Source organism: Clostridium tepidiprofundi DSM 19306, from assembly GCF_001594005.1.
Lineage (GTDB): Bacteria > Bacillota > Clostridia > Clostridiales > Clostridiaceae > Clostridium_AC > Clostridium_AC tepidiprofundi.
In genome coordinates, this window is record NZ_LTBA01000056.1 from 1 (window position 1) to 10087 (window position 10087).

Sequence of the window (10087 nt, forward strand, 5' to 3'; positions counted from 1 at the left end):
AAGGCAAGTATAAAACAACAAAAGAATTTGGAAAAATGCAACCTAACGACAAGGTAAGTTTAATCGGTAACCATACAGAACCCAACACAGGTATTCACTACGGAGATAACTGGGTAGACGCTTGTGACTCAATCAACCCTTCCGAAATCCCAACACCAGAACAAATAGAGCAGACTTCTCAATCCACTGCAAAGGTTGATATTCATAAGAAGGTTAAGAGCAATACTGTTGAACATGGATTTGAATTATGGGAAGTAAGAAAGCTAGTAGACTCTAAAATTAATGAAGCTAAAGAAGAACATTTTTCTGATAAGCAAATAGCAGACCTCAAGCAGTATTGGGCGGATGAGTTTCACATCACCGTCGCAGAACTCGATAGCGTTCCTAATAACTACCTCGACATAATAGCCCAAGAAAAAGAGCTAGCCCGCAGACAAGCCGAAGAAAAGGCACGTAAACAAGCTCAAGCCAAAAAGCGTAAGCAATCTGCTCATAACTCAGGGCATAAAGAAAAGCAATTACCAGAGAGTACTTGTAACACAGGGGGAAGAGTTAGTCAAGAAGAGTTGGACAGACGCAGAGTGGAACTTGGTGGTTTTTCATCAGATACTACGTTTGGCTATGGGGGAGACTACCCCGGATTTAACCTTGAACCATCCCACTAAAGAGAACCCTTCATGGGTTCTTTCTCTATACTAGAGATACCTTCCTTTATACTCTATATACCCCAACCAGATACCTAACTATATTTAGCTGAACCGAGAGAAAAAAATAACAGGAAAGAGAGGTCTATACATGCAACGTAAACTAGTATTGTTCTTGAAGGACACCGTACCGTTTTTACAAGGCATAGCTTTTGCTTTAGCGTTCTACCTAATCGTTACTAAATTTATCTTCTTCAACATCATAGTCCCGACAACTTCAATGTATCCCACAATACAACCTAACGATAGGATTTTCACGCTAGTTGTTCATAAACCATCGTATCTTAAGAGAGGGGATATTGTAGTCTTTTACTCTCACGAACGGGACGAAAAGATGGTCAAAAGACTTATAGGGTTGCCACAGGACAAAGTAACCATAAATGAAGACGGTTCTGTTTATGTGAACGACAAAAAGCTAGACGAACCGTACGTAAAGAACCAGTTAAAACAAGGTGAAGTTTATTCAGGACTTCACTACGGTACTTATACCGTTCCCAAAGGGCATTACTTCTTCCTAGGCGACAACCGAACAAATTCGTTTGATTCACGTTATTGGAAGAACCCGTTTATCGGTGAGAAGGACATTTTAAGTAAGGCAAGTGCTATATTATTTCCACGTAGCAGGAGAGGTACACTTACTGCAATTATAGATAGAAGTCATTAAGAAGTTTAGTTGTGAAAACAATTGGACTTCTTGTTTTTTTTTTTTTTGGATTTTTTCTTTGGTTGATTAGTAACGAAAATTGGGGTACAGTTTTTGTAAGACAACTGATTTCTTATAAAGATTTGAATGAAACGGACAATTTTTGTTGCTACAGTTGTAATTGAATAGAGAAATTTAAATAGAGCCAGTTAAAGTAACACAGCAGTTACTTTGATTGACTCTTTTATATATGTAATATTGCAAGATGTAACTTTTGACACTTCGTGCCGGAAAATATTTACAATGAAAATATTGACAAATTCGTAACAGGGAGGTAAAATAATAATTGTAGACAAGCTTGTTTATGTAGTTGGTAGAGTTATAGCTTAATGAATTTGACTAAGATAACGAAAATTTTTATCTTTAAACCAATTGAGATTTTGAATATTAATTTAAAAGAAAAAAGGAAAAAAGTAAGGAGTTTTTGATATATGAAAAAATTTAATAAAATTATGAGTTTAGTTTTAATATTAATAATATTTTTAGGTACTGTGAATGTATATGCGTATTCAAATTTGCATAATGAAATGCAAAGTCTTATAAATGAAGATGGTTCTAAAATATTAAAAGCAGAGAATTTGAAGAACTTAGAGGAATTGCATAATTATATATCAAACAATATTTCTAGATATGTTATAAAAAATCAGGATGGAACTGTTACTATAAGTAAACAAATATATAAAATTAACATATCACCATACTTGATAAAGAAATATATTACTATGATTGACGAAATTAATAAAGGTGTAAAGTTAGGAATAATTTATTTTGATAAAAATTTATCAGCTCAAGTTATTGATGATGTAGAGAATTACGTATATAATAGGAGAAATAATACCTTAAAGGAATATATGAATAATTACAGTACTAAAGATGTTGGTATTATGTCATTGCCAGATGAACCTCCGTATTTTAATATAACATATACTTGTCATAAAAATGCAAAAGAACTTCAAGATGTTTATGATGCCGCTGAAGCTACTAGAATTATAAATCCTAATGTAAATCCATGGCTAGTAACGGTTGGTTATTGGGTTGGTAAAGTTAGAGAAGGTGGAGATTGGGATTACAAAAGAGAATTAGGATGGAATACAGAATACAAAATAATAATAGGTGGTAAAGTAGATTATGTATATGGTGAGGATATAGGTAATATTCATTATGGATATACAGGAAGATCAGTAGGTTTTAGCCAGGTTACTTTGAAATCAGCTGCTGGATTAGTTCAGGTTCTTAGTGGAACAGCTAAAAAAGAATGGTTTAATAGCTATTTTGATGATCCTAAAGATCAATATGCTATACAACGAGGGATTGATATGTATAATAATGGATTATAGAAATAAATTTTTATAAATAAAGGGATGCATCGGATGAATATCATAAATGATATTCATCCGAAAATTAATTGGATTGCAGGGAATAGAGATAGTTTATTCCAATGTCAATAATGGTGTGTTTGAAGTATTATATGCTGATTGAGTTGTAAAACTTTGGAGATGATAGAAATGTCTTTGAGATTGTTGAAAATAGTTAAAAAATTTGTCGGATTATTAGCAATTATATTATTAATAATTGTTTTATTTTATTATTTTACTTTTTATGATATGAGTTTGTTGCCTAAAGGCAAGCTAATAAATGAAGTTTATTCTCCTAATAGACAATATATTGCGAAAATTTATATAGTTGAAACAGCAGAATTATGTCTTAAAGTTGATATAGTAAATACTAAAAAATATAAAACTAAAACTATATATTGGAGTTGGGACGAAGGTGATAATTGTCATATAGAATGGTTAGATAATAAGTATATTCTAATAAATGGAAGAAAAATGAATATAAATACTGATACTTATAATAGAAGAGTTGATTCAGATGATAAATATAAGTAAAGTGTTAGAGATAAACAACTTTAAGGTTAAATAAATTTAAAATTTTGTGATAGTAGTGAATTTTAGTCCATTTTTAGTTACGTTGATAATTTTATATCATGTAGGTGAGAAAATTGCAACTGTTATGTACATTATACTTTTTGCAACGATGATATCTATTTCGTTTGATAAAGGCTAATTATGAAATGATGAGATATTATGAAGGATTGAATATCAATAGATAAGAAAATATTTTTAATCTTAGTGAGCAAAACTATGTCTATTTTGTCTTTGAGAATTGCGTTATGGATTATATTGGCTATTATTATAATATATGCATGAAAAGGAATAAGAGGAGCAGGTTTTACAAATTTTCAAATGAATGGGGGTAAAAAGGGGTAAACCCCTTATTTCTGCGAAATACTATCACTATTTTATCAAAACACATGTTGAGTGCGTCGTGAAGATAGAGAGGAAATAGCTTGATATCAAAGGGTTTGAAGGTTTTTAACTAAATATGGATGTGTGTTTTATGTTCCCTCAGACTATGGTTTGGGGGAGTTTTGTTTGAGGGGGGTAAGGGATTTTCGCAGAATTGAAATTTTGCGAAAAATTGGAATGGTAAAGCTAAATGGTATGAAAGCAGCACAAGGAAAATGCTTAGTAATGAAAAATATAAAGGAGATGCATTACTTCAAAAGACTTATACAGTTGATTTTCTTACAAAAAAAAGAGCGCTAAATACTTTTAATTCAGTACTTGAAAACAAGGCTTATTTCATGGAAAAATGGAAGGAAGGGCTTAAGAGTGATAATGTTTTAGTAAGGTATAAGTCAAAGCAGTTTATAGAAATATTAAAAAAATAGAGAGCCGATAGACTAGCAACAAAAACTGTAGTCTAGTTTTTGTAAGGTTTTGTAAGGTGCCTGATTCCTTGCAAAGATTGGAAGTGGAACGAGCAATCTTTGTAGCTTTTCATGATAGAGATATAAATGCAAGCAAAAATATTCTAAAACAAGGATTAGCAGATATAGCATAAAAAAATAAGAACCGTAGGTCTTACGGAGATAGCCTGTGGAGATAGTAGGTTACGAGGTCGTAGAAGTAGGAAAAGTTCTTGGATACACCAAGAAGCCCCCACTTCAGTGTGAGCAAATGGATGGAGAGTTCACGTGTTAGTGTTTCTCTTGTGTTAAGAACGTTGTATAATTCATGAATTAATATTTAGAAAAGGAAGTTAATAATATGAAAGATAATATGAATTTAACGAAGAAAACAAGCATTCAAAAGATAATGTTTAATGTTTTAATAATTCTTTTAACAATAGTAGTATTAGGTGGTGCTATTAATTTTTATTATGCAGTAGGATATATTTTAATTCTTATTGTACATGAATTAGGACATTACTTTGCAGCAAGATTTTTAAACCGAAAAGTTGTTTTTGGAGGATTCACTCCTTTTGGAGCATATATACTTCATGAAAATATTGAAAATTGCAAAGAAAATGCGATTATTGCAATAGGAGGCCCCTTGCTTGGAGGGCTACTTGGATTTATTTACTATGTAATTTATTGGTTTACAGGGGAGACTACATTTTTTGTGTTAAGCTTTATTTCAATAATGTTAAATCTAATAAACTTAATTCCTGTAAAACCTCTTGATGGAGGTTATATAGCAGAAACAATATCTCCTATCATATGTTATTTAGGATTGCCATTTTTATTATATTTGTTTATATTAGCAAAAAGTTTAAAAGGAAAGGTTATGTTATGTATTATTTTTCCAATAAGTATATATCAAACCTATGATTTCACTAAGAAATATAAAAATAAATCTTATTTTAAATTGAAAAGAAATGATAAAATAAAATTTATAAGTATATATAGTATATTATTATTGTTATTAATTTTTAGTGCATTATACTTTCATAGTATAATTAACTGCCATGAATTAATTAAAAGTATTACGAGATTTAAATAATTATTAACTCAACTTTTGCACTTATAAATTACAAGTCTAAAATGGTTCTTCCGATAAATAGTTTATTTTATATTGTTGAATAAGCTTTGAAATATAGCTTTATTTTTAAGTGAGTTTATTTTTGACCTTCCATACATTGAGTGTTTAATTTGCTTTAGCAACAAAAACTGCAGTCCAGTTTTTGTAAGGTACCTGACCCCTTACAAAGATTGGAAGTGGAACGAACAATCTTTGTAGCTTCAATTAATTTATAAATAGGTATTATATTGATGCGATTGCCCTGTCCTGAGTATGAATTTGTAGGTGTCTTTGCTGATAGAGGAATTACTGGAACAACAGATAATAGACCCGAATTTCAAAAAATGCTTACCCTTTGTAGAGAAGGGAAAGTAGATTTAATTATTACAAAGTCTATATCGAGATTTGCAAGAAATACATTAGTTATGCTGAAAATAGTAAGAGAGCTAAAAGAATTAGGTGTGGAAGTAAGGTTTGAAAAAGAAAATATAAATACATTATCAGGGGATGGTGAGTTAATGCTTACCGTCCTTTCTTCATTTGCACAGGAAGAAAGTAAAAACGTAAGCGATAATCTAAAATGGAGAGTAAGAAAGAGATTTGAAAAAGGTGAACTCATGATAAACACCACAAGATTTCTAGGTTATGATAAAGATGAATATGGAGAACTAATAATTAATGAGTATGAAGCAAAAATTGTAAGAAGGATTTTTAAAGAGTACCTAAGCGGGAAAGGTAGTTTTACTATTGCAAAGGAACTTAATGTAGAAGGTATCCCTACAATTATCGGAGCAAAGTGGCATGATACCACTATTCTAGGGATTTTAAAAAATGAAAAATATAAAGGAGATGCACTACTTCAAAAAACTTATACAGTTGATTTCCTTACAAAGAAAAGAGCAGTAAAGTAAACACAGGAGAAGTTCCAATGTATTATGTTGAAGAAAGTCATCCCGCGATAATAGATAAAGATATGTGGCAAGCAGTACAGCTTGAACTGGAGAGAAGAAAAGCTTTTGCAAAAAAATATGGAATTAAAAAGATTTACTATGCTACGGTTAAAAATCCTTTTGCAGGAAGAGTTATTTGTGGATACTGTGGCAGTGTTTTTGGCAGAAAAGTTTGGAATTCAACAGATGAAAGATTACGAAGAGTGATTTGGAGATGCAATAATAAATATAAGGTGAAAGGAAAAAAGGGCTGTGAGAATAAGCATATAGATGATAAGGTTTTATATCAGGCTTTTGTAAATACATTTAATGCAATACTTGAAAACAAGGCTTATTTCATGGAAAAATGGAAGGAAGGGCTTAAGAGTGATAATGCTTTAGTAAGGTATAAGTCAAAGCAGTTTATAGAAATTCTAAAAAATGCAAAGCCAATAGAAAAATTTGATATGGACTTATTCTTTAGTATTGTTGAGAAGATGGTAGTGTTTGATGGAAAAAAGATAATAGTGGGGTTGCTAGATGGGACGGAGATTGAGGTTGGGATTGAATAGAGAAATAAGAAGAGCCAGTTGGAGTGATGTAGTACGTTACTCAAACTGGCCCTTTTGTAATATTATAGAACATTAAATAAATTTTTGCCACTTCATGTCGGAAAATATTTACAATGAAATTATTGACAAATTTGTAACGGGGGGAGTAGAATTATATTTGTAGACAAGCTTGTCTATAGATTTGATAGAACTATCACAAAAAATATTTTGAAAAGAGGGTATTGCAAAGAGATAGATTGATTTTTAAAAAATACCCCTATTTTGAAGGAATGGTGAAGTTTTGATACAAATTCAAAGTAAAATCAATGGGTTAAGTTGAAGATTATAATTAAATTTTTGACAATACCCAACAAAAGGTAATATCAAAATGAATTCTATGTTGTGCAAAATAATGCTGAGCAAGGATGTAAATGAGATTTCCATCTACAACAAAGCTTAGATCATCTGGTAAGGGGGGGAACATGAAATGAATAGTATTAAACCACCAAACAAAAAATTATTGCTGAAGCCATAAGAAAGACACCTTTGGTTCATTATAACAGCTTAACGTAAGCGAGATGGAAAGAATAGAATAAAATTTAAAATAATAATAAAGAATTTTACTAAGAAAGGATGAATTTAAGTATGAGAAAAATAACTTCATTGTTGTTTATAGTCATAGTAGTTATGAATGTTTTTATTAGTGTTGCTTTTGGTGAAATTGTAAAAACTGATGATAATATTTTATATGTTAATACTAAAGAAATTTCTCATGAAATGGAAAGTTATACACACGATATTTTTAAAAAACTAATGAAACCAATAATTAAGAACCCAGAACTTTATGGTTTCCAAAAAAATGAAGTAGAAAAATTTAAATTAGGAAAAGCTTTTAACATTTATCGTTATAAAAATAATATTATCGAAAGTACAGATATATTTTATATACCAATATTATATAATACTAATATCAGAGGTTTTTTAGCTGTTACTTACGATACAGAAAGTAAAAATTATGTTGCAACTTTAAGCAAATCTTTTGCTGATAGATTTCAGAAGATTAAAAGCAAAAAAACAAAGAAAAATCCATTTATAATAGTGGATGCATATGATCATATGTTTGCTATAAACAATGATAATGCAATTCTTTTAGAAGAAGCATTAAATAGTAAAAAAAATGTTAAAGATGTTGGAAACGAGATATTGTATAAAAAGCAAAAAAATCAATTTATAGGTAATAGTAAGGACATATTAGAAGTAGATGGAACTAGTTTATCAACTAGCGATGTTAATATTGCTTCTACCTCTCATGTAATATCTGAGTTTCTTCCTGTACAACCAGTTTTACAAGGAGACCAGCCTTGGTGTGGAGCTGCTTGCACAGCAGCGATAATTAATTATAAAAATGGAGAATCTTTAACAGCAGAAGATGTTACCATAGAGGTTCATGGATCAGCGGTAGAAGAAGGAATAACAAATAGCGAAGTTATTGAAGTAGCTTCGAATCATGGACTTACAGCTACTGAAACATCTCCAATGTCGTATACTGCAGTAGCTTCTGATATATCAAATGACCGTCCAATATATATGCAAATGCAAAGAACAAAATCTGATGGAACAAAGTCATATCATGCTTTAGTTTTACGTGGCTATGAAAATTATATTAATTATGGTGAAAAAATATACTCTGTTATAAATCCATGGTATGACTACTACGTAGAAATAACTGGGTGTGATAATGGAAGTCAAGTAACTTATATTACAGGTAGTAGAATATACAAATGGTATAAAACTGTAAGAGGATTTTAATTATATATGCATATATAGAATCTATTAAAAAAATTACAATTAAAGTTATATAACTTTAATTGTAATTTTCTAATAAGCTTATATCAATATTTATTAGGATAGTTAATAAGATAAATAAAGTTTGATTTTATTTTGCTATTTCGTAAGTATAGGGCAATTAATATAATTACTAATGTAGAGGTGATAAAATAATGTGGCTGAATAAAAAAACATTGATTTTCTTTCTTATTACTTTAATTTTAATGGTTGGCTACAGTAATAAATCTAAATTTACTAAATATGACCTTCCTCCAATGATTTTTTGGAAAGATACAATATATTATGTGCAGGATAAAAATTATGAGTCTATAAAGGAAGAACAAATTGATAAGAAAATAGGGGAAATAACAAAGGTAATTGATGGAACCGAAACACCAAAATCTCATGGAATTGCTAATATTTTTAAAGAAGGATCTAATATATTTACTTTAAAGGGTAAAAAATCAGAGGAAATAATTGTTATACAGTATGAAAATGAATATTATATAGCTTTACCAAAGAGCAAATAGAAAATAGCATGTATCTATTTGAAACAAACGGGACACACCGAGACTGTTGAAAAACACCTCCCAATAAATGTAAAAAATAATTTCAAACTATAAATGTGCAAAAATGCTAGCAGATTTTTACAGTATATAATTATACTTTTCTATGCAACTTTTAATAGGCTACATATTTCTTGTTTAGTAAAACCTTCTTGTGATTTATCACAGATCCAAGAAATCAAGGTTTTTTTAGAATTATTTCTAGCAATTTTTAATCCTTTACTAAAGGAGGTATAATTATCACAGATACCAGAAATACAATATAAATATGCTAACTGAGTTATGATTAAGTATCTTTTTATTGCCCTAGAACTTCTTATTTGATATTTATCAAGATTTAACTCCATTTTATTTTGACGAAAAAAAGTTTCTATTGTCCATCGACAATTATACCTTTGAAAAATTTCCTCATCACATAAACTGATATCTGTTGTTATAAATGCTTTCAGTGTTTTGTTATTATGAAAAGCATTTTTAGGATAACTTATTAGTATGGTTACAGTCTTAAAACCATTGATTTTGCCTTGATATCTAAAAATATAATAAGAATGACCATTCACTGTAACAAGGTGAAATTGATCTTTTTTTAGTATTTGAGCATATCCTCTGATCTTTTGATTCACTTTACATTCAGGGCAATCGCATACGAAATGTTACTCTAAAACCCTTTACAGTGAAGGGTTTTAGAGATATTATGTAAGAGTAATTCATATCAATGAAATAAAAACACGTAAAAATAATCATATCTTGATGACAAACAATCAAATAAATATTATGATGATATTGAAAGCATATCTGACAAAAGCCTAACGGAATACCCTCACATGATACATTTGGAAGAGTATTTTCAAATATAAACCCTAAGGAGTTCCACAAGGCATTTATAGATTGGGTCAATGGTATACGTGAGTTTATAGACAAAGATATTGTAGCATTAGATG

General features: G+C 29.9%; 12 protein-coding genes. 11 read left to right on the forward strand and 1 reads right to left on the reverse strand.

Features of this window, described 5'->3' with window-relative positions; translation table 11 throughout:
* The 10 genes from CLTEP_RS14925 to CLTEP_RS12375 all read left to right on the forward strand — a co-directional run.
* Nucleotides 1-665, forward strand: a 665-nt coding sequence (locus tag CLTEP_RS14925) for a hypothetical protein (RefSeq protein WP_161938378.1), incomplete at its 5' end; no start/stop codon positions are given.
* A gap of 130 nt (nucleotides 666-795) precedes the next feature.
* Complete coding sequence (lepB, locus tag CLTEP_RS12340; protein WP_066827150.1) at nucleotides 796-1368, forward strand: signal peptidase I; 573 nt, start codon at nucleotides 796-798, stop codon at nucleotides 1366-1368.
* A 470-nt stretch (nucleotides 1369-1838) separates the two neighbouring features.
* Nucleotides 1839-2744 (forward strand): polymorphic toxin type 44 domain-containing protein, encoded by a 906-nt coding sequence (locus CLTEP_RS12345; protein ID WP_084364946.1) that lies wholly within the window; start codon nucleotides 1839-1841, stop codon nucleotides 2742-2744.
* Nucleotides 2745-2912: 168 nt separating this feature from the next.
* Nucleotides 2913-3296, forward strand: a complete 384-nt coding sequence (locus CLTEP_RS12350; protein WP_066827151.1) for a DUF5412 family protein — start codon at nucleotides 2913-2915, stop codon at nucleotides 3294-3296.
* 635 nt (nucleotides 3297-3931) lie between these two features.
* Nucleotides 3932-4141 carry a hypothetical protein gene (locus tag CLTEP_RS15655; RefSeq protein ID WP_066827152.1) on the forward strand — a complete coding sequence of 70 codons (210 nt, stop codon included), beginning with the start codon at nucleotides 3932-3934 and terminating at the stop codon, nucleotides 4139-4141.
* Nucleotides 4142-4520: 379 nt separating this feature from the next.
* Nucleotides 4521-5255, forward strand: coding sequence for a site-2 protease family protein (locus CLTEP_RS12360; protein WP_066827153.1), 735 nt, complete (start codon nucleotides 4521-4523; stop codon nucleotides 5253-5255).
* Nucleotides 5256-5524: 269 nt separating this feature from the next.
* Nucleotides 5525-6184, forward strand: coding sequence for a recombinase family protein (locus tag CLTEP_RS15340; RefSeq protein WP_242863937.1), 660 nt, complete (start codon nucleotides 5525-5527; stop codon nucleotides 6182-6184).
* A gap of 17 nt (nucleotides 6185-6201) precedes the next feature.
* Nucleotides 6202-6774, forward strand: a complete 573-nt coding sequence (locus tag CLTEP_RS15345) for a recombinase zinc beta ribbon domain-containing protein (protein WP_242863938.1) — start codon at nucleotides 6202-6204, stop codon at nucleotides 6772-6774.
* Between the two features lie 624 nt (nucleotides 6775-7398).
* Nucleotides 7399-8562: a C39 family peptidase gene (locus tag CLTEP_RS12370; RefSeq protein ID WP_066827158.1), complete on the forward strand. Its 1164-nt coding sequence runs from the start codon at nucleotides 7399-7401 to the stop codon at nucleotides 8560-8562.
* A gap of 191 nt (nucleotides 8563-8753) precedes the next feature.
* The gene (locus CLTEP_RS12375) at nucleotides 8754-9110 is read left to right on the forward strand and encodes a hypothetical protein (protein ID WP_066827160.1); all 357 of its coding nucleotides are present in this window, start codon (nucleotides 8754-8756) and stop codon (nucleotides 9108-9110) included.
* A 140-nt stretch (nucleotides 9111-9250) separates the two neighbouring features.
* Here the strand turns inward: CLTEP_RS12375 and CLTEP_RS12380 are convergent, their stop codons facing one another.
* Complete coding sequence (locus tag CLTEP_RS12380; RefSeq protein WP_066827162.1) at nucleotides 9251-9769, reverse strand: transposase; 519 nt, start codon at nucleotides 9767-9769, stop codon at nucleotides 9251-9253.
* A gap of 191 nt (nucleotides 9770-9960) precedes the next feature.
* Between CLTEP_RS12380 and CLTEP_RS15620 the strand changes: the two genes are divergently transcribed.
* Nucleotides 9961-10087, forward strand: a 127-nt coding sequence (locus tag CLTEP_RS15620; RefSeq protein WP_161938379.1) for a transposase family protein, incomplete at its 3' end; no start/stop codon positions are given.